We start from the raw sequence: 23,968 nt of genomic DNA on the forward strand, positions 1-23,968 counted from the left end.
TTCGTCATGCTCCGCGTTTCCCATGTACGCAAGGAATTCAAGCTCTATAGCCGTCCCGCGCTACGCTTGAAGGAAATCCTCTTCCGCCGCAGCTACCACACCCGCCACGTGGCGCTAGAAGACATCAGCTTCGAGGTCCGCAGTGGCGAGACCCTGGGCATCCTCGGCCGTAATGGCGCCGGTAAGTCCACCCTGCTCAAGATCCTCAACGGCGTGCTGCTGCCCGACGGCGGCGAGATCGATATAAAAGGTCGCGTCACTGGCCTGCTGGAGTTGGGCACCGGCTTCGATGGCAACCTCACCGGGGTGCAGAACATCCTCGGTAATGGCCTGCTGCTGGGTATGACCCGCGAAGAGATCGAAGCCAAGCGCGACGCCATCATCGAATTCTCCGAACTGGGTCGCTTCATAAACGAGCCCATCCGCACCTACTCGTCCGGCATGGTCATGCGCCTGGCCTTCTCCATCGCCATCCACGCCGACCCGGACATCTTCCTGGTCGACGAGGCCCTGTCGGTGGGCGACGGTCACTTCCAGCAGAAGTGCATGAGGCGCATCAAGGCCTTCCGTGCCTCCGGTGGTTCCATCATCTTCATCTCCCATGACCTCAACGCCATGAAGATGCTCTGCGACCGCTGCATCGTCCTCAGCGAAGGACGGGTGGTGGCCGACGACACCCCCGAGGCCGCCGTCAACCGCTACAACCAGCTGCTCGGCGCCGACCGCGAAGAAGTGGAAGTTGAAGCCGAGGAGAGCGGTTACGGGACCGGCGAGGCCCGCATCGAATCCGCCGTGCTGAAAGGCGTCGGCTCCGGCAGCGCCACCCTGGCCTGTGGTGACGTAGCCCACCTGGACGTCCGCGTCAGCGCTCGTGAGCATCTGCCCGAGGCGACCCTGGGCATGATGATTCGTGACCGTTTCGGCCAGGACATTTATGGCACCAACAGCTTCCTGCTCGGCGTGCCCCTGGTGCTGTTCGCTGGCGAGGAGCGCGTGCTGCGCTACGAATTTCCCATGCGCCTCGCGCCTGGCAAGTACACCCTGACCCTGGCTCTGCACGAAGGGCCCGACCATACCCGCCACTGCTACCACTGGCGCGACAACTGCATCCGCTTCGAGGTGGCCGGCATCGTCGGTTCGGTCTTCGGTGGGCTGTGCGATCTCTCCGCCGGGTTGCACGACGTAACCCCCGTTTCCCAGCCCGCCTAGGCCTCGTCATGTCCGCTTCCCGTCCCGATCTCGTCTCCTGGTACGCGCTGCTGAGCCTGGAGGGCGAGCCGCTGCTGCGCGCGGCCTACCCCTATCTGCTGGGTCGCGAGATAGACTCCGAGGGGCTGGCGCATCATCTGCAGCGCCTGCGCGCCGGTGAAGACAAGCTTGAACTGCTGGCCGGTCTGCGTGACTCCGCTGAGGGTCGTGTCCACGGCGCCCCCGTGGCGGGGCTGCGCGCGGCCCGCCTGCGTAGGCGCTGCCGCCAGTTGCCGCTGCTCGGTGGCCTGCTCCGCCGCTGCCCGGCGGCCCAGCGCCAGCAGCGCGAGGCCGCTCGCCATCTGGCTCTCTACGAGCGGCTGGAGTCCCATATCCAGCGCCAGGAACAGCGCCACCGGGTGTTGACCGCCGAACAGCAGGTGCTTGCCGCCCGGCAGGCCACGCCCGATCCAGCCCTGGCCGAATTGCGCGAACGCCTGCGCCTGGCCGAGAACCTCAACCAGGAACTCCGCGCCCGCCTCACCGCCCTGGAAAGCGCGCCGCGTAGTGCTAGACCCCAATCGGTGGACTTGGTCGATGCCAGCGTCCCGACGGTGGAAACTGCCGAAGCGCCTGCCAGTAACCTGCCCAGCGGCACCGTCCCCGATAGCTTCTACCTGGCCTTCGAAGACCGCTTCCGCGGCAGCGCCGAGACCATCAACGCCCGGCTGTCCTACTACCTGCCCACCATTGCCGCTAACCCGGCGCTGGCCAAGGGCTTGCCCTTGGTGGACATCGGCTGTGGTCGTGGTGAGTGGCTGGCACTGCTACCGCCCGAGGTGCAGCGCCTGGGCATCGACCTCAACGCGACCAATGTCGAGCTGTGCCGCGCCCGTGGCCTGCCCGCCGAGCACACCGACGCCATCGCCTGGCTGGCCGCCCAGCCGGCCGGCAGTATCGGCGCCGTCTCCGCCTTCCACGTCATCGAACACCTGGGTTTCGAGCGGCTCAACCAACTGCTCGACGTCTGCCTGCACGCCCTGGCGCCAGGTGGCATGATTCTCTTCGAGACGCCCAACCCCGAAAACATCGTCACCTCGGCCAACTACTTCTGGACCGATCCCACCCATATCCATCCGCTGCCGCCGGCCTTCACCGAATTCCTGGTGCAGTTCAAGGGCTATGCCCAGGTGGAGATCCACAAGATCAACGCCGTGGAGCCCGAGCACCGCCTGCACGAAGACAGCGAAGTGGCCCGCCACTGCGACCGCTGGTTCTATGGCCCGCAGGACTATGCGGTGATCGCGTTGCGGCCCTAGCGGCGCGCCTCTGCTCTTTTGGTATCCATGAAAAAGCCCCTGCTCCACCTCTGGAGCAGGGGCTTTTCGTTACCGAGACGTTAGACGACCTCGGCGATACCCACGTCGGCGAGGCTGGTGCCGGCCGCGAACGGCGTCCCCGCCAGCTTGATCAGCGTATCGCTCCCTGTATAAGTAGTGCCGCTACCGGTGCTCTCCACGTAGGCATAGGTATCGCCACCGAAGAGAAAGACGCTCAGGCCGTTATCGGTCGTGGCACCGTTGGCAGCGGCGTCTAGGGCTGCCGTGAGGGTCGCTTCGCTCGACAGGTCCTGCACGGTGTTCTGATTGGACGCCACCACCTGCATACCCTCCAGGGTGATGGTGTCCAGCGCCCCGGCATTGGCCCCGTTCGCCGCCCGATAGTCGGCGATGGTATCCAGGGCGCTTAGCGTCGAGTGGTTGTTGGCGGTAAAGACGAAGTTATCGACCCCTGCGCTGCCAGTCAGCGAGTCCACACCGGCACCCGCAACCAGGGTATCGGCGCCCGCGCCACCGCTCAGGCTGTTACCACCCGCGCCGCCCTTCAGGATCAAGGCCCCATCGGTTTCAGCGGCACCATCGATGGTCACCGCGCTGGTGACTGCGGAGGCATCGACGGTCAGGGTCTTGCCTGCACCTAGGGTACCGTCCGCCAGCGTCAACTGGTTACCCGTGACGTCTGCCAAGATCAGGGTGGTGTCGTTCGCCAGCACCACATTGTCCAGCGCGCTGCTGGTGATGGCGTCGGTCAGCGTCACGCTGTTCAGATTGCCAGCCGCCAGCTCCGTACCCGTGGTGATGGCTTCCAGAACGCTCTGGACATCGCTTAGACCGCCACTGAGCGCGGTCAGGGCGCTGGCGCTGACCGTGCCGGTGGTGGCGCCATCGACAGCGACCAGATCGGCAGCGTTGGCGCTGGTGCTGGTCAGCTCGACGGCAACATTGCCCGCATGAACCAGATCGGTGGGGGCTGCGCTCAGCAATGCCTTGGCCTGATCGACGCTCGCCTCGGTAATGGTGGTGACCCCCGAGGCATCGAGCACGCCGGCGGTGGCGTTATCCAGGTCCTCCAGCACCGCTGCCGTCAGGGCGCCGGTATCGGTCAGGGCAATGGTGCCTTCGCCCGGGAACTGGATGGTGGCGGCATCGGCACCGGTGATCCTTAGGGTGGTGCCGGACGGTACGGCAATGCTGGTGATGGCGCCAGTTACCGTCGCCGTGCCGGCATAGGGGCCATCGCTGCTGAAGAGCAAGCCGCCGCTCTGCGCGGTGGCCGTCAGGTTGGTGCCTTCATTGGTGAAGGTGACGGCGCCATTGTCGTCCAACGTAGCGGTGAATGCCGGAGTCGGTTCTGGCTCGGGAGTAGTAGGGGTATCCATCCCCGTGGCCTGGGCCACGGCAGCGGCGACCGCCGTATCGAGGTCAGCGATGGATTCATCGCTGGCATCGATGCTGTTCAGGAAGTCACGCCCTACGGCGAGCGCGTCGGCCTCGCTATAACCCGTGGCACCACTGGCTTCCACGCTGGCGGTAAAGGCATTGGCGGCGATGAGCTTGTTATTGGCAGCGGTGATGTCGCTGTCCTGGGCACCCAGGAGAATGGCCAGGGCAGCCTGGGCCGGATCGACGGCGCCACTTTCGAGCTGTTCCTGCCAGTAGGCGACACCGGCATCGTCGGCATCGCGCTTGAACAGGGTGCTGTAGATGGCGCTGATGGTTTGCTGGGTACTCATCTCGCCGTAGAGGGCAGCGGACTCTGCCGAAGCGGAAAAGCCCGACAACACCAGCGACAGATCACCACCCTGGCTGTCGACCTGATCGGCCCAGTAGGCGAGGCCCGCCGGATCGGCAGGGCGACCCAGGTAGGCGAGATAGATTTGTTGTATTTGGTTCGTGTAATCCGAAGCGGCCATCGTTTCCATCCCTCTAAAATATGGGCGCAAAGCCCAGGGACTGTGAAACCTATCACGGCTAAATAGGCATACGATTCATGATTATTGCGCGAAATGAAACGACGCTGACGAAGTCGAGACTTTCTAGTAAAGACCGGGTTGTCTATTTCGACGGTATCGATGATGTGCACTATTGAAAGGCCATCAGCTCATGGATATGCACTGACAAATAGCCTGGTTAGCCAGGCTCGGCTTCGTTGGAGGTAGCTCCAGGCGATGCTCATCTATAAAGACAGGCGCAAGAGGCTGCTGGGCTAGAGCTGATCGGAACGACAAGCAAGGGATACGCACGAACACGAGATAGGTGTCTATCTCACGATAGCCTGCTGGCCGATGACGTTGACGCTTGCGAATGGCGGCAACTGGCCAGCCTTGAGCGGATAGCGCGGTTTTCGTGGTCCCGGCCTTGCGCTCGAACGACCGTTCGTCCGCAACCCTGCACGACCATTGGTTGAGCGGCTAATCCCGCTCTGATCGCAAGCGGTCGTAAACGCGGATTGAATGGTCTCGTTCAGCCTGCTGGCGGAAAAACCCGTGGCGCCAGATTTATGGCTTTTATCCCCGGTTTCGGGTCCGTTGAGCGGCGATTCCACGGCCTATACCGACATATCCGGAACTTGAGTCTCTTTAACAGCGCGTACGGCGTCATGTCGACCCGCTAGGTCTCGTCACGCGGTTTCGTTCTGTGCAAAGCGTGAAAGGCTCTGAAGAAAGGCTTGTTCCCGTCACGAAGGTCTGTGTAGGATTGCCGCCGATGTCGTCACTTTGTCGATGAGCTGCACATCCAGGATGTGAACCTCTAGGCAAAGTCGCCATCGAAACGAAACCCATCATGGGGGCTTCGCCCCAGTAGTTGGGGTGAGGCGACAGGCCGGGGCCGACGGGCACCCATCCAGTGACGGAAGGCCTGGAGTCGAATTCGACAAATCTTAGGAGATGCAAGGAAATGGCTGTTACCTCTACCCAAGTTGAAAGTCTGTACCTGGCCTATTTCGGTCGCCCTGCCGAGCCGGCTGGTTTGGCTTACTGGACTTCCCAGACCAACGCCACTGTTGATCAGATTAGCGCCTCCTTCGCTCAGCAGCCCGAATACACCAGCGTTTATGGTGGCCTGACTCGTGCTCAAACTATCAACCAGCTGTATCAGAACCTGTTTGGTCGCACCGCTTCCAGCACCGAACTGACCTACTGGCAGAACAGCACCGATATTACTGTTGATCGTATGGCCCTGGCCCTGACCAACGGCGCCACTGGTACCGATCGTCTGCTGCTGGACGGCAAAACTCAGTTTGCTACTGCTGCTACTGCCAACCTGTCCTCCACGGCTACCGCTTCGGATGCCAAGGCAGCTTTGACCGGCGCTCAAATCATTACCGCTGTTTCGAACACTGGTTCTGCTACCACTCAAAGTCTGTCGGCTTATTTGGCTGCCAGCACCTCCAACACCGCTGCTAACTTCTATCAGCAGGTCGCTGTTCAGGTTGCCAATCAGAGCAAGGTTGCCGTTAACGGCGCTCTGTTTGCCGATGGTAACGGTGTTGCAATCTCTGGTGGTGCAAACTTCAAGGATGCAACTTCGGGCGTTATCAGCCTGAACAATGTTCAGAGCACCGTAACCAACGGTACTACTAACCCGATCGCGGTTAGCCTGGCCTCCGCTAACAAAGCTACTGACCTGACCCTGTCCGGCACCAGTGGCGTCGCTACTGGCGGTACCGCTGGGAATGCTGTGCTCACTCTGACCGAGGCGTCCAGCACCAAGATCGTCAACACTCTGCACCTGAACGTTTCCGACTCCGCTGTGGCCAACACCTCCACCGGTTTCGACGTTTCCGGTCTGACTTCTTTGACCACCATTGATGGCGCCAACTCCACCACTGGTCTGACTATTAACAGCACTGGCCTGGCCAATCTGGCTAATGTGACCACTGGCTCGGGCGCTGACGTTCTGACCGTTGCCACCACTGCTACCAATGCTGTTGCTCAGACCGTTAATTCCGGTGCTGGCAACGATACCATTGGCGCTACCGTTGGTACTGCTGCTCTGACCATCAATGGCGGTGCTGGCGTTGACACCATTACTGCCAACGTTACCTCCACCAGCGCTGCTGTGCTGACCATCAATGCTGGCGACGGCAACGATATCATCAACGTCGTTGATGCTTTCAGCTCGGCTACCGCTACTCATGGCCTGCAGATCACTCTGGGTGCCGGCAACGACACCGTGAACCTGAATACCCTGACCAACGTTGGTACTGTAAACCTGGGTAGCGCTGCCGGCATCACTGCCGCCAATGCCAGCCTGGCCGCCAATACCGTTAAGGTCACGGACTTCAGCGCTACCGGTGACGTACTGCATCTGGTTGCTAACAGCGTCTACACCGTGTTGAACAACACCCAAGCTGCTAACGTGAGTGGTTCTGCTTCGCTGGCTGAAGCTGCTAACGCTGCTATCCAGGCTGCTCACGGTAACAACGCTAACGCCACCGCTACCTCCTTCGCCTTCGGCGGCAACACCTACGTAGCGCTCGACGCTTCCGCTGGTGGTAGCCTGAACTCTGGCGACGGCCTGATCGAGCTGACCGGTTTCACTGGCACTCTGACTCAAGGCACCAACCTGACCATCGGCTAACGCTGATTGGTTCGAAAAACGGAGAGCTTCGGCTCTCCGTTTTTTTTGCCCCATAAAAGGAAAGGCGTCTAAAAATTCACTCTACCGTTTTGTCCACAATGCAAATCTTACATCGCCTGTTAGAAAGGATGTACAGTCGATAGACCATGCAGTTTTTGGGTTTTATGTGCCCGAGAAAGTCATCCATCCAATTTTGCGCTGACAGCGATAGCAGTCACCCAAGTGCATCTTCGGTTTCGCTTCATTGCGCCTAGGCATCAAATCAGGGCCAAGGTAAAAGGCCAGGCTACCGTTAGCCTGCACGGCCATGGTTGATCCAAGCCTTGAGCAAGCACGATGGCAGCAAAAATCTTGCGATGCTGAATGCTTTCCCAATGTTGCGAGAAACCTGAGCATCATCCGCTTCAAAGCCGCGCCAGCTGCGGACTGCAGCCCTCCAGCTGCGGCATCCTGACGATTGACAACGTCCCGCATTTCGTCGGGTGTCATTGCAATTTAATCTCTTAGCCCTCAGTTTTTAATAAATTCGTTAAATCGATAGCAAACCTTTGCATGGGCGACGTTTTCGGATTGAACGCATGACCAATTTTCGGTTTCCTATCGCCGATAACGAGGTGCCCAAGAGCCCTTGACCTTCCTTGCATCTCCTAGAGGCCAACCCGGACGCGGCGCGGCCTTTTCTTTTGTCTGTCAAAATGTGATCTCCGTATCGTTTCTTCGGCCAGCTTGGTATACAGGCAGGCTTAGCGGTGGCCGCCATAAGGGCAGCTACTCCAGGGAGGGACGACAATGGCTACTGGGGACATTCGAATAGACGCGCTGCTGGAGCTAGGGCGTAGCAGTCTGGCCTATAACCACCAGCCCGGTACGGGCGCGGTGATCAGTTACAGCTTCCTTCGTCAGGGGCCGAGTGATTACCAAGTAGAAGATTTTCGAATGCTCGATGCGGGGCAGCAGGCTGCAGTACGGTCAATGCTCAAAGAGATCTCCAGTCAGATCGGCGTGACCTTTCAGGAGGTGGCGCAGGGCGGTTTATTGCAGTATGGCCTCTATTCCGGGCGCCCTGGTGTGCCTAAGTCGCCTGATTTCAAGGCGGAATCCTATACCCGCGATGGCGGCAGCGTGGTGTGGTTCAACTGGACGGTACCCGAAGTCGCCAATCTCAGCAGTCGCGCAGGCGCTCAGCTGCTGGTACACGAAACCGGACATGCATTGGGTCTCAAGCATCCTGGGGAATACAGCCAATACGATAAAGGGCCCTATCTGCCCATTGCGCTGGCCACTGCATCCAACACGGCCATGGCCTACAACACAGGGGGCGCTCAGCATCTTGGCGCCTTCGATATATTGACGCTGCAGTACCTGTACGGAGCGCCAGGGAACCCTGTCGTTCCTACCCAGTTGACGGTGAGCCAAGGCACCAATTATGGCAGCCATTTCAACGACGCCATCAGCTTCGACTGGCGCGGTTACGCCGGCCCTTATGCACCGCTGGTAAACGGGCTGACGGGGCATGATGAGCTGACGATCAACGCCCCCTACAAGGGCGTATCCATAACGTCCGGGCAGACCTCGGTGCTTTACAACAAGGACGGTGGCAATTTCGGCGCGGTCTACTTGCAGAACGTCGAGCGGGTGCATTTCAGTGATCGCAGCCTGGCGCTGGATACCGAGGGTGTAGCGGGCCAGGCCTATCGACTCTACCAGGCGGCCTTCGACCGTACGCCGGACAAGAGCGGCCTGGGGTATTGGCTCGGAAAGATGGATGCGGGTGCCAGCCTGTACGAGGTAGCTGCGGGGTTCGTCGCGAGTTCCGAGTTCAAGGCGCTCAACGGCAACGCGCCCGCCCCACAAGCGCTGGTTGCCAGCCTCTACGGCCATGTGCTGGGTCGTACCGCGGAGCAGGCCGGGCTGGATTACTGGACTTCGCAGTTGCAGAGCGGCGCGCTGGATGCGGCGGGCTTGCTCGCCAGTCTGTCTGAGTCGGCGGAAAATCGCGTCCTGGTGTCTGGGCAGATCGCCCAGGGGATCGAGTACCAGGTGTGAGTCTCAGGCCTGCTGCACTCAGGCATTGCCCGAATGCAGCTTCGCGATGCCTAGTCGCCGTAACGCCGGATACGGGCGCCGCGTCGTTGCAGATCCGAGGTGCAGGCGGCGTCCAGGGAGCCACCACAGTTGGCCAGATCGCGGCGCACGTCTTTGATGACCGTGGCCAGGCGCTCTTCGCAACTCAATTCGGCCAGCGGGATGACCTTGGTCATGGAATTGCCGCCCTGGCTGTCCTCGACGGTGAGCAGCAGGCTATGGTCGGCGGGGCGCTGAGTGACCTGGCAGTGGTGGGGTTCGAGGGCGGTGACCAGGCGCTCGATGGCGTCTTGCATGCGGGATCCTCCTTGAATCAGCGGCGTGCAACGGGGAAAGGGTAGAGCCCCAGCGCCGGGCAAAGGTTCAGCCGGCGCTACCGGTTGCCTGTCGCGCGCTGCTGCGCCTGCCGCTTTCCGCTCGCGGCGTCCATGCCGCTATGGAAGAAACCTCACTTCATATTGTTGAAGGCCGCCGAGGTGCGGGCGTCGAAGTTGGTTCGGTCGCTATCGCCCAGGCCGCGCACCATGGCCAGGACCAGGGTCTGTGGCTTGACGTTGCCGTTGTTCAGCTCGCCGACCCAGTAGCTGAGCCCCGCCGGCTCGGCGCTGCGGCCGATGACGTTGGTGTAGACCTTGCTGACCAGCGCCGCGTTGTCCAGGCCTTGGTACTGGCCGCGGTACTCGGGGCTTTCGGTGAAGCTGGCGGCGATCTGGGCCACGTTCATCTCGCCGGATGCCACCCGGTTGGCCCAGTACTGTAGGCCGGCCAGATCCGAGGCGCGGCCCATATAGGCCAGGTACAGCTGCTGGATGCCATTGAGATCCGCTTGGCTGGCGGTCTTGGCCGTTTGCGCGCCGGGGCCGAAGCCACTGCAACTGTTGCTGTCCAGATACTTGGCCAGGGTCGGCCATTGCGGGCGCGTTTGGCCGTTCACCGGTTCCACCGACAGGTTGTAGTTGGCCCAACCGGGGCCTGCGGCCCAGTAGGTGGCCGGGATGCAGTTCTGCTTTAGGTAGGCGAGCACGTTGTCCATGATCACGTTCCAGCGCGGATCGCTGTCGGGCACGCCGAATTCGCCGATGAAGCCGCGTTTGCCGTTCTTTTTCAGCCATTCCACGAAGGGCCGCACCCGCTGTACACCATAGTCGTCCGGGTAGGCAGCGGCACTGGTGTTGGCATAGTTGCCGCCACCGCCGTCACCGTCGAAATAGGTATGGGCTTCGAAGATCAGGTTGTTGGCCGGGTCCTGCAGACCCAGCAGCACGTCGTTCCACTGCGGCCAGCGCGTGGCTTCGGCCCAGCCGTTTCCCTCGATGAAGATGGGTCGCACGTTGTCCACGCTGCGCACGCCATTGATGCCGTATTGGGCGGCGATGGGCCACTGGGCGGTGGCATCGTGGGGCTCGTTCATGATGTCGTAGCCATAGAGCGAGGCCTGGCTGCTCCAGCGCTGGGCGATGCGGGTCAAGACATCCTGGTAATGACCATAGGTTACGCTGCCGGTGCCGATCACCGTGCCGCGGTACCTCATGTAGTTGTGCAGGTCGAGGATGATCTGCATGCCATTGTTCTGCGCGTAGCCAAAGGTACGGTCGATGAGCGCGGCATAGGTCGGGTCGAAGGCGCCGCCCAGGGTGGGTTGCAGCCGTTCCCAGATGATCGGGAAGCGGATCAGCTTGACGCCCCGTGCCCGCCACTGCTGGAAGTAGGCTTCCACCGGGAAGATGTAGTTGCGCTCGTTGAGGCCGGGCAGTACCTGGCTGGCGAAGCCGGCACCGGATAGGTTGAGGCCGACCAGTTCGACGGCGCGCGCAGCCGGGGCGACGCCCAGCAGGGTGGTCAGGGTCAGGAGGCCGCCCAAGGCGGCGAACGTCTTGCGAAGGGTCATGGAGGTACCGGAGGATTTTGCTGCCCGCCGGGCTCCTGCCCGGCCTGCCGACTACTGGATTCTGGCGACTGTCCTCAGCCAAGGTTTGGCGCTTTCTTGACGCGTACCGGCCCTTTTCAACTCCTGTGCCAGGGCCTGGGCGATTCGTCATCCCCAGCTGCATCGGCGCTGTCCGGCGTTTCTTGACGGCCAATCGTCAGTGTCCCGACGAGGCGTCCAGCACCGGGAACGGCGCGGGCGTTCATCCTGGGCGCTTGAGCGGGTATCCTTGCCGTCTTCTGGCGATGGCCTGGCCATCATCCCCCTGTCCGACCGAGCGCTCTTTCGATGTCTACCGCTGGCCCCGACCTGGATCTTTCCCGCCTCGATGTGCATGTCGCCACCCTGATCGAAGACATCCGCCAGCGCACCCGCGCGCTGCAGCCGGCCGCCGAGCCGGCCGAGGTGAGCTGGGAAGCCCTGGCCGATCTGGACGACGAGGCCCTGATACGGGCCGCCTATCGCTACCTGACGGGCCATCCCATCGAGCCGGAGCGGCTGGACCATTACCTGTCCCGCCTGCGCGGGGGGGAGGATCGCTACGACCTGCTCGCCGCCATCCAGGTCAGTCCTGAAGGCCAACGCCACGCCGCACCAGCGCCCGGGTTGCGGCGCGCCCTGCTCAAGCGCAAGGTGCGGCGGGTGCCCGTCCTCGGCCGTTTGCTGGCGCTCATGCTTGAGATCGTCGGCCTGCCCGCGCGGCAGCAGCGCGACAACGCCCGCTACTACCGCTGGCAGAACCAACTGGCGTTACAGGCGATCCTGCTGCAGCAGCAGAGCAATCTGCTGGAGTGGCATCAGCACCGCTGGCAGATCTTGCAGGATCAGGCGCCCGAAGCGCGTCTGGGTGAGCTGGAGCAGACGCTGCCCGACCTGCAGGCCGAACTGGCCGAACAACGGCAGATTGCCCAGGATCTGCGCCGGCGTCTGAGTCTGCTGGAAACGGCGGCGCCAGCAGTTCCGGTGGCGGGGGAGTCGCAGGTCGCGAATCTACCGGCGGGTCTGCTGCTTGCTCTGGATGAGCGTTTTGCCTTGGATGCCCAGGCAGCGCAGGGGCTGCACGGCCACTATCTGCCGCTGCTCAAGGAGTGCAGGGCACTCCGCGAAGGGCTGCCGCTGGTCGAGTTGGAATGCGGCGCTGGTGAGTGGTTGGCCAGCTTGCCAGCCGCCTTCAAGGTCCAGGGTGTGGAAAGCCTGGCCGCGCCGGCCGCGCTGGCGGCAGAGCGGGGCCTCGCAGTGGTTTGCCAGGACAGCCTTGCCTGGCTGCAGCAGCAGGCCGATGGCAGTCTGGGCGCCCTCTGTTCGCGGCTGTTGGCCGACCGTCTCGAACCGGCGCGGCTGTCCCTGCTGCTGGACGAGGCGCAGCGGGTGCTGGCGCCCGGCGGCCTGCTGCTGCTGCAGGCCATGGACCCGGGCGCAACCGACGGTGCTAGCGCCTTCTGGATCGATCCACGCCATGGCCGCCCGCTGCCGCCCGCGCTGCTGGCCTTCCTCTATGAGTACAAGGGCTTCACCCGGGTCGTGGTGGAAACGCCACCGGCCTGCCACGCCGCAGCGGATCCCGCGGCGCCGCACTGGCAACCCTATGCGGTCATCGGTTATCGAGCGGCCCTATGACGGGCGAACGGCAAGCGCCGCTGCAGCGGCTGGACTTCCATCTGGCGCAACCTAGTCTAGACCTGGCCTGGCAGGAGCTGCTGAATTGGCGCCAGCTGGCGCGCCAGGCCGGATTGCGCAGCGAGGTCCTGGGCGAGGTACCGCCTGAGTGGCAGGCAGAGCGTGGTCCGGAGGCAGAGCTGCCCCTCACCGCGGATAGCCTGCTGGTGCTGTTCGGTCTGCCGGACGCCACCTTGCGCCGACGCCTGCGTTGCACGCGGGGCCAATTGGTGCTTGTGCTGGACGCCGCTCCCGAGCTGAGCACGTTACGGCGCTGGTGCCGCGAGCAACCGGCCCTCGCCGGCATCGTCGTGCTGCGACCGGAGCTGCGCGAGTGGTTATTCGCTGCCGATATCACCTTGCCGATCCGCTATCTTCCCCAACTGCCACCGGTACCCGTCCCACCGGACTTCGACCGGCCGCGCCCCTTCACCCTGTTGATGCATGTCCAGGACGCCGTCCACGAAGAGGCCCGCCAGGCCTTGCAGCGCCTCGCTGCGGCGAGCACCGCCCGACCCTGGCGGCTGTGCCTCTATGGCGATGCCCTGCCCGGTGCCAGCCTGGACACGGCTACCCTGGGCACCGAGGTAAGCCTGCTGGCGCTGGCCGCTGCCGACCCACTGCCGGTCGCCGACCTGGCCTTCAGCCTGGACCCGGCACCGGACCCTGCTTGGTTGCTCCGGCTGCTGGCCCTGGGCATTCCGCTGGTGGCTCATCCGCAGAGCCGCGCGGCCCTGGAAGTCCTCGGTGACGGCTACGAACGTCTCGCGGGCACCGCACCGGTGGCCACTGCAGATTGCCTGGCCCGGCTGATGGACAATCCCACGCTGCGTACGCGGCTGCGTCAACGCACCCTGGCGCAGGCGCGTCGGCGAACCTTGAGCGGTCTGCACGACTGGCTACAGGGGCTATTCGCCGCACGTGGCCTGAGCCTGCCCGCCCTGACGCCGCCGCGCGTGGATATCCGCCTGGAAGGTCCCTTCGCCGGCAGCTACAGCCTGGCGCTGGTCAATCGCGAACTGGCCGCTGCCCTGGAGCGTAGCGGTGCCCGGCTCGGCCTGAGGTTCACCGAAGGACCAGGGCCCATCGCCGTAGCGGATGACTTCCTCGCCACCCATCCCGATCTCGGCCAGGCCCTGAGCCGTGCGGACGAGCCGGCGGCTGCCGTGTTGCGGCTGCTCTATCCGCCCCGGGTGAGCGACATGGAGGGGCAGCTGAACGTGCTGTCCTGCTACGGCTGGGAGGAATCGCTGCTGCCCGCCGAGGCGGTGGTCGGCTTCAATCGCCAGCTGGATCTGATCACCAGCATGTCCGCCTATGTCACCCGCGTCTTGCAGGACAATGGCGTCGATGTACCGGTGGTCACCGTTGGCCTAGGGGTCGACCATGTGCTGCGGACCCCGGTGGACGCCGCGGCGCTGCCCATCGCGCTGCCCGGCTCGGCGACCACCCTCAAGCTGCTGCACCTGTCGTCCTGTTTTCCACGCAAGGGCGCCGACGTCTTGCTGGAAGCCTATGCCCAGGCGTTCAGTGCGGCTGACGACGTAGTCCTGCTGCTCAAGACCTTCCCCAATCCGCACCACGACATCGAACAGGACCTAGCGGCCTGGCGCAGCCGTTATCCGGCGGCGCCTGCCGTGGAGCTGATCAACCAGGACGTGTCCGAAGGTGCGGTTCGCGCGTTGTACGAATGGGCTGACGTGCTGGTGGCGCCGAGCCGTGGGGAGGGCTTCGGCCTGCCGCTGGCGGAGGCGATGCTGCACGACTGTGCGGTGATCACCACCGGTCATGGTGGCCAGCGCGACTTCTGTACCCCCGACACCAGCTGGCTGATCGACTATCGCTTCGTCAGGGCCCGCACCCACATGCAGCTATCGGGCTCGCTCTGGGCTGAGCCCGACGGCGAACACCTTGCCCGCTTGTTGCGCGACTTCCTGCAGGCGCGCCGCGAGGGGGCCTGGGAAGCCTTCACCCACGCTCGCCGGACCCGCGCCGCGCGGCTGATCCGCGCCGAGTACACCTGGGACGCGGTGGCCGAACGCACCCGCGAAGCGCTGCGCCGCGTCGCGGCGGGTCCCGCACTCAAGCCGCAGCCCGTGGTCGGGACCGTCACCACCTGGAACAGTGCCTGCGGTATCGCCGGCTACAGCCAGCAGCTGATCGCCGGTCCGCTGGCGGCGACCCTGGTTTTCGCCAATCGCCATGTCGAGCTGATCAATCCTGACCAGACCCAGGTGCGCCGCGTGTGGGAGCAAGGGGGGCACGACGCCCTCGCCGAGTTGCTGCAAGCCATCGAGCGGCAGCGGGTGGACATCCTGCTGATCCAGTTCAACTTCGGTTTCTTCGGCCTGCTGCCCTTCGCGCGCCTGCTCAACGAGGCGCATCGCCGCGGCATCCGCACCCTGGTGACCTTTCACTCCACGGCCGACCTGGATCGGCCGGGCGATCATCGCAGCCTGAGGCAATTACGCCTGGCACTGAGCGAGTGCAGTCGGCTGCTGGTGCATAGTAGCCATGACCTTAATCGCCTCAAGGCTTTCGGCCTGGCCGACAACCTGATGCTGTTCCCCCATGGCGTGATGCCACCACCCAAGGCACTTGCCTTGCCCGCGGAGGCCGCGGATCTGGAAGGGCGGCGTGTGGTGGCCAGCTACGGCTTCCTGCTGCCGCCCAAGGGCATCCTGCAGTTGATCGAGGCCTTCGCCGAGGTTGCGGCGCTGGACGACAGCCTCTACCTGCTACTGGTGAACGCCCAGTATCCGGTACCCGAGAGCGCCGCCTTGGCGGCCGAGTGTCGCCAGCGTATCGCTGACCTGGGGCTGAGCGAGCGTGCTCGGCTGATCGACCGCTTCCTCGACGACCGTGAATCCCTGGCCTGGCTCAGTCTGGCCGAGGTGGTGGTTTTTCCTTACCAGCACACCCAGGAGTCTTCCAGCGCCGCGGTACGTTGGGGTTTGCTCGCCAACAAGCCGGTACTCTGTACGCCGCTGGACATCTTCGAGGACGTGGACGAAGCCGTGTACCGCCTGCCCGGCACCGATGCCCAGGCCATCGCTGCCGGGTTGCGCGAGCAGTTGCTCACGCCGCGCCCGGCGCGCCAAGGCGCCTGGCTGGAAAGCCATGCCTGGCCAGCCATTTCGAGCCGGGTCAGCGGGCTATTCACCGCCCTGGGCTATCAGGACAATCCCTAGCAACGGATGAAGGTGTGGGCCTTTCGCGCCCATGGGAGCAGACATGAACGTCTATACCGGCCGCCTGGCCGTTCTCGATCGACCGCTGGGCCGTACCCTCTACTACGGGCTCGCCTTGCTGCTGGGCGTCTTGTACGTGGCGCGGATCTTCCCGCTGGACTTTCTCACCGGTCATTCGGGCTTCTTCTTCGATAACCGCACCGATCCCACCCAGCACATCACCGGGATGTGGGCCTTCGTCCAGGATCGCTGGCGCTTCCCGCTGCTCTACACGCAGCTGCTGAACGCCCCGGAGGGGCTGTCGGTGGCCTATACCGACAGCATTCCGCTGGCAGCGGTATTCTTCAAGCTGATCTATCCGTGGCTGCCGGCCGGCAGCCACTATTTCGGCGTCTGGACCCTGGGCTGCTATGTATTGCAGGGAATGGCCGGGGCCTATGCCGCCGCCAGCTTCCGTGGGCGCACGCCAGCGGCCCTGCTCGGCGGCTGCCTGTTCGCGCTGATGATGCCGGCCTTGATGATTCGCATCCCCCATGCGGCACTGAACGCCCAGTTCCTGCTGATCCTGCTGCTCGGCTGCTATGCCCGGCTGCAACTGGGCCAGCAGTCGCCAGAGCGTTTCTGGCGCAATGGCACCTTGTTGTTGGCGCTCGCGGCGACCATCCACCCCTATCTGATCGCCATGCTCTATCCGCTGTACATCGCCGCCTGGCTGAGCCAGGGCTTGCAGCGCACGGCGCGCTGGTCCCAGGTATTGGTCGGTTTGCTCAGCCCGTTGCCGCTGATCGCTCTGCTGCTCTATGTGATCGGTTATCTGAGCGTGCGTCAGGGTCTGCCGCCGGCCGAGGTGGGCTACATCGAGTCTTCGATGAATCTCCTGTCGCCGCTGCTAGGCACCCAGTTGGCACCGAGCGTCTTCCTGCCGTCCAAGGGCTTGATCCTGGATGCCACCGGCCTGCAGATCGATGGCCATAACTACCTGGGGGTAGGACTGCTGGCGATGCTCCTGAGTATCCTGCTGCTGGCGCCGCGTTGGCTGCTCGGGCAATGCCGGCGGCACTGGGTCATGCTCCTGGTGTTCGTCGGGCTGACCCTCTATGCGCTGTCCAATCGCGTCTACCTGGGCGGGACGGTGCTCTTCGAGTACCCCTTGCTACCCGGCGTCGAGCAACTGGCGCGGATCTTTCGGGGTTCGGGACGCTTCTTCTGGCCGGTGGGCTATGGCCTGTTGATCCTGGCACTGGGGTTCTATCTCACTCGCGCCCATCCGGGCTGGCGCGTGGCGCTGCTGGCGCTGATCGTCGTCCAGTACGCCGATACCCGTCATCACCGCGGCTATCTGGTCGAGGCGGCCAACCGTCAGCCGCATTTCGACTATGACCGCACGCTGTGGGATGCCCGCGTGGCGGCGGCTCGCGAGGTGTATCTGCTGCCCAACTATGGCTGTGGCGGCAAGCCTTTCGACGCCCTGTTCCTGCAGTACTTCACCGCCTTGCACGCCGTGCCGCTGAATACCGGCTTCATCGCCCGGGTGGTCGGCGACTGCTCGGTCAAGGCAGCGGTGCTGGACCAGCCGCTACATCCTGGCCAGTTGTTCGTGTTCGGCCGTAGCGAGAACGCCTACTCGCGCGAGCGCATCGAGCAAGCCATGCATGGGCACTATGCTCAATGGTGTCACGAGGAAGACATAGGCACCGTGTGTATGATCGGTAAGTCTTGATGTAACTAGCCATCTGCCTGGATGGCTGGTGTTCGGTGCTCCAAGGGACCTTGGCAAAGCTGTCAGGACGCAGATAACCGTAAAGTCAGGGACAGTGAAGGCATGAACAGGTATCAGGAACGGATCGGCTATTTACTCCCGGCATTGCTGGGCTTCGGCTTTTTCTGGGCCATCTTTGGCTTGAACGTGGCCAATCCGCTGCAGCTCGAATGGCTCAGCCATGGAGATATGCTGCAAAGCTATCTGGGTTGGGATTACTTTCGCGACTCGCCGTGGACCTTCCCCATCATAGGACTGAACCCACGCTATGGTCTGGAGATAGCAGGTTCCATCGTCTATGCAGATGCCAATCCACTGCTCGCCGTGGTATTCAAGGTCTTCTCTGCGCTGTTGCCCCAAAATTTTCAGTACTTTGGGCTATGGCTATTGGCCTGCTGCATGCTCAGTGCGGTGGTGTCCTGGAAGATCCTGTCGCTCTATACGGACAGCCTTGTATTAAGAACGCTGGGTATCTGCCTGATCCTGTTCTGCCCGGCCTGGCTGAACCGGGTCGGCCATATCAATCTCATGGCCCATTTCCTCATCCTGTTGGCCATCTACCTCTGCCTCGCCAAGGATTGTCGAAGAATCGCCATTAAATGGGGCGGACTCATTGCTCTGGCCTGCGTCATCCACTTCTATCTGGCGATGATGGTGTTGATCTTCTGGGGCGCTCAGCTGTTTTCCAGGGTCTGGACCCGAAAGACTGGCTATCGAGCGGCAGCACTGGAGGCTATTTGCATTCTGGCTGGAACCTATGGAGTCCTGTACGTCTTCGGCTATTTCACGGTCAAAGACGTGTCGATCGCCGGTGGTTACGGTACCTACAACTCGAGTCTGCTCAGCCCTTTCATGTCGGGCGGGTGGTCCTATCTCTTCGACCGATTCAATCTGGGGGCAGGAAATTTCGAGACCTTGAACTATTGGGGACTCGGCGTTTTTTTCCTGATTGCCATCAACGCGGTAGAGCTATTTCGGCGACTAGGTACAGTCCGTTGGAGTACGGTATCGATCTGCCTTCTTATTGCCGTGGGCGCCTGCTTCGCCATTGCGACTACCTACAATATTCAGTGGGGCGATAAGCACTGGGTACTGCCTCTGCCGGGGCGTGTGCTGGATGCCCTGTCCATCTTCCGGGGATCATCTCGTTTCTATTGGCCCATCACCTATCTGGTCGTAATAGGGCTGATTTATCTGACCCTGAAATCCCGCAGCAAGAACATGGCCATTGCCATTCTGTCGGTGGCAGTCGTCCTGCAAGTAGCTGACATCAGTAAAGGGTTTGCCAGGGATAGATTCTATTTCTTCCATATGCCGGACGTGACGGCGCGACTTACCAACAGCTTCTGGCGAGACGGGCTGCACGCCTATAAGACGCTGAGATACGTCCCTTTCACTAATGACTGCGATCAACGCCTGGCCCTGGGTTTCGAGGCCGACCAGGCTGATCTGGCGACCAACTCCGTGTGCCTGGCCCGCGTCAGCAAGAGCAAGGTCGATGCCATGAATCTGAGCGACATGGAGGCCTTGGCCGCAGGGCGCTATGCCAGCGATACGCTCTATGTCGTCAAGGATGGATTGCTGGGCATGGTCAGCCCGAGGCCAGGCGACAGATTGTTCAAGATCGATGGCCTGAACGTCCTCGCGCCGGGTTTGCAAGGCTGTGAGGGCTGCACGCCGCTGCCGCTCGACCAAGGCTCGAAGCGTCGCTATGCCCTGATCGGTGGGTGGTCGGTCCCGGAAGACTTCGGCGTCTGGAGTTCAGGCAAGCGCAGTACCCTGTTGATCAGGAACCAAGGGCCCAGCACCCAGGTACAGCTGCGCTACCGGACGTTTCTATCGGCGAAGACACCGCAGCAGCGCTTCATCTTCAAGGTCGATGGCCGAGTGCTGAGAGAGGTCTCTGCCAATGGCAATGGCGAGGTTTCGTTGCAATGGGCCGCGCCGGCAGGCGAACCGGTCTCGCGGCTGACGATCGAATTGCCGGATGCCCACTCCCCCCGGGATGCCGGTATGAGCACCGATAGCCGGGTCTTGGGCATCGGTCTGGAACAGCTATCGGTACAGTGACGGCAAGGCCGGGAAACCGGCATGCCTCTTGATTATCGACCCGCTCTCCGGCGCTCTAATGCTCAATCCAGCGGGTGACGGGCCGAGGTGATCAATCCCGTGACCGTTCTGCTGGATCGTTTTCCCGCGACTTCGTTTTTTTGATCACATAGCGTGGTCGACGCTTGCTTTCGATATAGATGCGACCGATGTACTCGCCAAGCACGCCAATGCCGATCAATTGCACGCCACCAATGAAGAGGATGGCGGTCATGAGCGAGGGATAGCCCGGCACGGGGTTACCGTACAGCAGCTTTTCGAAGACCATCAGCGCGGCATAGGCCAGGGCAAAGAGTGCCACGGCGCCACCCAGATAGGTCCAGAGCCGCAAGGGTAGGGTGCTGAAGGACGTGATGCCTTCCAAGGCCAGGTTCCACAACTTCCAACCGTTGAACTTGCTGGTGCCGGCGCTGCGTTCAGCGCGCTGGTACTCGACGATGCGCGTTTCGAAGCCCACCCAAGACAGGATGCCCTTCATGAAGAGGTTGCGCTCGGGCATCTCCTTGATCGCCTCCACGACTTCGCGGCTCATCAAGCGGAAATCACCGACGTTCTCTTCGATCGGCGTGTGGGTGATCTGGTTGTGCAAGCGATAGAAGCATTCGGCGGTAAAGCGCTTGAGGGTGCTGTCGCTGCTCCGGTCGATACGCTTGGCCAGCACCACCTCGGCGCCGTCGTGCCACTGTTCCAGCAGTCGTGGTATCACATCAAGGGGGTCTTGCAGATCCACATCGATGGGGACCACGGCCTCTCCGCGGGCATGCTCGATGCCAGCGAAGAGCGCTGCCTCCTTGCCGAAATTGCGCGAGAGATGCAGGACCACCACGCGCTCGTCACGGGCCTGCAACAGGTCGAGCTGCTGTGCCGTGGCGTCACGGCTGCCATCGTTGACGAAGACCAGTTCCAGATCCAACTGGCTGAGTTCAGGATGGCGGCAGACCGCCTCGTGAAACAGGCCGATGGCCAGTTCCTCGTTGTAGACCGGAATGACCAGGGAAAGCTGCGGCGTCGTATTCATCGGAAAGCCCAAAGCGAAGATGCCAGATAGCTGAAGACGGGAACCAGCGCCGTGGCCACCACGATCGCCAGGAAGGCGGATAGGCCCAGGGCGAGTAAGCCGGTCAGCAACAGATTGTTGAGCGCGAAGCCGGCGATCGCCACGATGAAGAATCTTGCGATGGAGCCTTGGCGCGCGAAGGTCAGGTAGCGATGCCCACAATAGGACACGCCGAAGGCCACGAGAAAGGCGCCGAGATTGGTGATGTAGGGCTGGAGTGAAAAGGTGGCCAGCAGGGCTCCGGCCACCAGGATATGGACCAGGGTAGCCAGCCCGCCTACCAGGATGAAGCGCAGCGGACGTAGCCGATCATCGTTGAGCAATTGCAGCAGAGACATCAGAGTCCAGCACCTCGGATAGACGACAGGATGAGTGGGTGGCAGCTTCTACCTGGACACGTCATTAGCATCAGGTTGTACCCCAGGTGCTATCTGGCGGTACACGGCGACCAGCCGCTGGCCCAATGAGTCGGCCTGGAAATGCTGTTCGAAATGGGCTCGGGCGGCGGCACCGAAGCGGGCCCGTTCCTCTGGCGCTTGCCAAAGACGCAGCAGCGCTTCGCGTAACGCGGCCGGGGTGGGCGCTACATCGAGCCCGGTGAGTTCATGCCGGTTGATTTCGCTCATGCCTGAGCCTATGTCGCAGCTGATCAGTGGTTTGCCATACATGGCGGCTTCCAGCAAGGCCATGCCAAAGGCTTCCGAGCGCAGATGGGAGGGGAAGACGAAGGTCTCGGCCAGCGTATAAAGCGCCGCGACGTCCTCCTGCGGTAGTCGCCCGAGGAAGTGGCAATTGTGCAAGCCCAGACGGCGGGCCTGCGCCTCGAGAGCGGCGCGCTCCGGACCATCGCCGACGATGGCCAGGGGCTGGTCCAATCCTGCCAGTGCCTCGAGCAGTAGATGCAGGCCCTTGTAATAGCGCAACACGCCGACGAACAGCAGGAAGCGCGTGCCCAGCCTCTCACGCCAGTGCTCGAGACGTGACGCCGATGGCTGTGGGTAGCTGGCCTCATCGAGGCCGTAGGGAATGACCTCGGTGCGTGGCTCCAGTCCGCGCAGTTCGAGACTGCTGCGGCGATAGGGTTCGGTAGCCACGATGATCCGATTGGCCCGGCTCAGGAAGTGGCGTTGCAGGGGGCGATAGAGCCGTAGCAGGTGGCGTTGCTTGACGATATCGGAGTGATAGCTGACCACATAGGGCTTGCCAGGCCGGACCGCCAGTTGCAGCACGTCCATGAACGGCCAGGGGAAATGATAGTGGACGACATCGCACTCGCGCGCTGCCTTGGCAAAGGCGCCAAAGGCCGCCCGCGACAGCCCGGTGGAGGCGATATTGGCGTCCTGGCGCACCCGTTGCACCGGAATGCCCTCGACCTCGATGAACTCAGGGGAGGGCTGCTCGCTCAGCGTCAGGATCCGATTGCTCACCCCCAGCGTGCGCGTGGCACCGCACATCTGGCGTATCACCTGCTCGATACCGCCATGGGTATCGGGAAGGTAGGTTTTGAATACATGGAGGACACGCATGCGGATCCTGCGCCACGGCAGCCTGAGGGGCGCGCAGTCTAACATGGGGTTCAGCTTGCCTCCCCGACGCATACCGGCGCTGGCTTCATGCTAGAGTGCGCGGCTTCACGCCAGCGCCGTCCGGCCATCGTCCAACTGCCGTCACCTTCGCCATGGTCTTCAGCTCCTTCGCCTTCTTGCTGATCTTCCTGCCGCTCGCCTTCCTGGGCTTTCTCTGGATGCGCCAGCAGCGACGGCAGAGCACGGTGCTCTTTCTGCTGGGCGCCTCCTGGTTGTTCTATGCCGTCTGGGACTGGCGCTACCTCTTTCTGCTGCTGGTCTCCCTGCTGGTCAATTACGCCTTGGGCGTGCAGGTATGGCGGCACCGTAGCAGGCGTTGGCTGGTAGGGGCCTTGGCGTTCAACCTCGGACTACTGGCCTACTACAAGTACCTGGGGTTCTTCGCGGGCATGGCGGGGTGGAGTCTGCCCGGCCACTGGGTGCTGCCCCTGGCGATTTCCTTCTATACCTTCCAGCAGATCGCCTGGCAGGTGGATCTCTATCGCGGACGGCTGGCGGCGCCGGGTCGGCTGTTCGATTTCATGCTATGCGTGAGTTTCTTTCCGCATTTGATCGCCGGCCCCATCTGTCGTCCAAGCAGCCTGCTGCCACAGATCGAGCGCGGTTTCGCCACTCGGCCCTGGCACTGGCAGCTGGGGATGACCCTGTTCGTGCTCGGCCTGGCCAAGAAGGTGTTGCTCGCCGATAGCCTGGCCCCCGGAGTGGATGGCCTGTTCGGCTTGACTCAGCCGACGGCGCCCCAGGTTGTGCTGGCCGCCTTCGGCTATGGCCTGCAACTGTACTTCGACTTCTCCGGCTATGCCGACATGGCGGTGGGGCTGGGGTTGATGTTTGGCATCCGCCTGCCCATCAACTTTCGCTCCCCGTATCGCAGTCGTTCGATCATCGAGTTCTGGCGGCGCTGGCACATCTCGCTGTCGCGCTTCTTGCGCGACTATCTCTACATTCCCCTGGGGGGTAGCCGCCATGGGCGCGGCCGGCAGTGGCTGAGCCTGTTGATCACCATGCTCTTGGGTGGCCTCTGGCACGGTGCGGGCTGGCAATTCGTCCTGTGGGGCGCCGCCCATGGTGGCATGCTCTGCCTCAATCACGCCTGGCGCTGGCTGTCACCCTGGCGCCTGCCGCCGCCCCTGGCCTGGGCTCTGACGCTCGTGGCGGTGATGCTAGTGTGGATTCCCTTCCGCGCCATCGACCTCACGCATGCCTTGGCCATGTTCGACGCCCTGACGCACTGGAGCTGGCCACGTCTGCCCGGCCCGAGTGTGCTGTTGGTCGAAGCCTCCGCGCTGCACCTCGATCAGTCGCTCTGGCTGGCGGCGCCTCTGCTGCTGGGCGTGTGCGTGGTGGCACCGCGAGCGCTGAATCTTGCCTTGCGGTTGTCACCGTTCTGGCGCGGTCTGGTGTGTGCCCTGCTGCTCCTGATTGTGGCCAAGGCCATGCTGGCACGCCCTGATCGGGCCTTTCTCTACTTCAACTTCTAGGGATC

15 protein-coding genes are annotated in these 23,968 nt (G+C 62.7%); 9 read left to right on the forward strand and 6 right to left on the reverse strand.

The window, feature by feature from the left end; translation table 11 throughout:
- Positions 1–6: 6 nt before the first annotated feature.
- Both FAZ11_RS14370 and FAZ11_RS14375 read left to right on the forward strand, forming a co-directional pair.
- Positions 7–1,209 carry an ABC transporter ATP-binding protein gene (locus FAZ11_RS14370; RefSeq protein WP_058772072.1) on the forward strand — a complete coding sequence of 401 codons (1,203 nt, stop codon included), beginning with the start codon at positions 7–9 and terminating at the stop codon, positions 1,207–1,209.
- A gap of 8 nt (positions 1,210–1,217) precedes the next feature.
- On the forward strand, positions 1,218–2,507 hold the full coding sequence (locus FAZ11_RS14375; protein ID WP_058772073.1) for a class I SAM-dependent methyltransferase: 1,290 nt from the start codon (positions 1,218–1,220) through the stop codon (positions 2,505–2,507).
- 80 nt (positions 2,508–2,587) lie between these two features.
- On the opposite strand, the gene FAZ11_RS14380 is transcribed toward FAZ11_RS14375, so the two are convergent.
- Positions 2,588–4,441 carry a DUF4214 domain-containing protein gene (locus FAZ11_RS14380; RefSeq protein ID WP_058772074.1) on the reverse strand — a complete coding sequence of 618 codons (1,854 nt, stop codon included), beginning with the start codon at positions 4,439–4,441 and terminating at the stop codon, positions 2,588–2,590.
- Between the two features lie 985 nt (positions 4,442–5,426).
- On the opposite strand from FAZ11_RS14380, the gene FAZ11_RS14385 reads away from it, so the two are divergent.
- Both FAZ11_RS14385 and FAZ11_RS14390 read left to right on the forward strand, forming a co-directional pair.
- On the forward strand, positions 5,427–7,112 hold the full coding sequence (locus FAZ11_RS14385; RefSeq protein WP_137279523.1) for a beta strand repeat-containing protein: 1,686 nt from the start codon (positions 5,427–5,429) through the stop codon (positions 7,110–7,112).
- 789 nt (positions 7,113–7,901) lie between these two features.
- Positions 7,902–9,158, forward strand: coding sequence for a DUF4214 domain-containing protein (locus tag FAZ11_RS14390; RefSeq protein WP_137279522.1), 1,257 nt, complete (start codon positions 7,902–7,904; stop codon positions 9,156–9,158).
- A 50-nt stretch (positions 9,159–9,208) separates the two neighbouring features.
- On the opposite strand, the gene FAZ11_RS14395 is transcribed toward FAZ11_RS14390, so the two are convergent.
- Positions 9,209–9,493: a DUF3509 domain-containing protein gene (locus FAZ11_RS14395; RefSeq protein WP_137279521.1), complete on the reverse strand. Its 285-nt coding sequence runs from the start codon at positions 9,491–9,493 to the stop codon at positions 9,209–9,211.
- Between the two features lie 152 nt (positions 9,494–9,645).
- Positions 9,646–11,085 carry a cellulase family glycosylhydrolase gene (locus FAZ11_RS14400; RefSeq protein WP_137279520.1) on the reverse strand — a complete coding sequence of 480 codons (1,440 nt, stop codon included), beginning with the start codon at positions 11,083–11,085 and terminating at the stop codon, positions 9,646–9,648.
- 327 nt (positions 11,086–11,412) lie between these two features.
- Here FAZ11_RS14400 and FAZ11_RS14405 point away from each other — a divergent pair, with 327 nt between their 5' ends.
- The 4 genes from FAZ11_RS14405 (at position 11,413) to FAZ11_RS14420 (ending at position 19,800) form a co-directional block, all read left to right on the forward strand.
- Entirely contained in the window at positions 11,413–12,741 is a 1,329-nt protein-coding gene (locus FAZ11_RS14405) for a coiled-coil domain-containing protein (protein ID WP_058772079.1), read from the forward strand.
- Entirely contained in the window at positions 12,738–15,971 is a 3,234-nt protein-coding gene (locus FAZ11_RS14410; RefSeq protein ID WP_240043632.1) for a glycosyltransferase family 4 protein, read from the forward strand. Before FAZ11_RS14405 ends, FAZ11_RS14410 begins: the two co-directional genes overlap by 4 nt.
- Before the next feature lie 43 nt (positions 15,972–16,014).
- Positions 16,015–17,691, forward strand: a complete 1,677-nt coding sequence (locus FAZ11_RS14415; protein WP_058772080.1) for a DUF6311 domain-containing protein — start codon at positions 16,015–16,017, stop codon at positions 17,689–17,691.
- 102 nt (positions 17,692–17,793) lie between these two features.
- Positions 17,794–19,800 (forward strand): DUF6311 domain-containing protein, encoded by a 2,007-nt coding sequence (locus tag FAZ11_RS14420; protein WP_058772081.1) that lies wholly within the window; start codon positions 17,794–17,796, stop codon positions 19,798–19,800.
- Between the two features lie 91 nt (positions 19,801–19,891).
- Here FAZ11_RS14420 and FAZ11_RS14425 read toward each other — a convergent pair whose 3' ends face one another.
- From FAZ11_RS14425 to FAZ11_RS14435, 3 genes are read right to left on the reverse strand one after another with little or no spacing between them, the layout of a single operon-like run.
- Positions 19,892–20,857 carry a glycosyltransferase family 2 protein gene (locus FAZ11_RS14425; RefSeq protein ID WP_058772082.1) on the reverse strand — a complete coding sequence of 322 codons (966 nt, stop codon included), beginning with the start codon at positions 20,855–20,857 and terminating at the stop codon, positions 19,892–19,894.
- Positions 20,854–21,234: a GtrA family protein gene (locus FAZ11_RS14430; protein ID WP_058772083.1), complete on the reverse strand. Its 381-nt coding sequence runs from the start codon at positions 21,232–21,234 to the stop codon at positions 20,854–20,856. The genes FAZ11_RS14425 and FAZ11_RS14430 overlap by 4 nt, the downstream gene beginning before the upstream one ends.
- A 48-nt stretch (positions 21,235–21,282) precedes the next feature.
- Positions 21,283–22,422 (reverse strand): glycosyltransferase, encoded by a 1,140-nt coding sequence (locus FAZ11_RS14435; protein ID WP_058772084.1) that lies wholly within the window; start codon positions 22,420–22,422, stop codon positions 21,283–21,285.
- Between the two features lie 95 nt (positions 22,423–22,517).
- Here FAZ11_RS14435 and FAZ11_RS14440 point away from each other — a divergent pair, with 95 nt between their 5' ends.
- Positions 22,518–23,963, forward strand: coding sequence for an MBOAT family O-acyltransferase (locus FAZ11_RS14440; RefSeq protein WP_241667483.1), 1,446 nt, complete (start codon positions 22,518–22,520; stop codon positions 23,961–23,963).
- Positions 23,964–23,968 lie beyond the last annotated feature (5 nt).

This window comes from Pseudomonas rhizoryzae, from assembly GCF_005250615.1.
Lineage (GTDB): Bacteria > Pseudomonadota > Gammaproteobacteria > Pseudomonadales > Pseudomonadaceae > Chryseomonas > Chryseomonas rhizoryzae.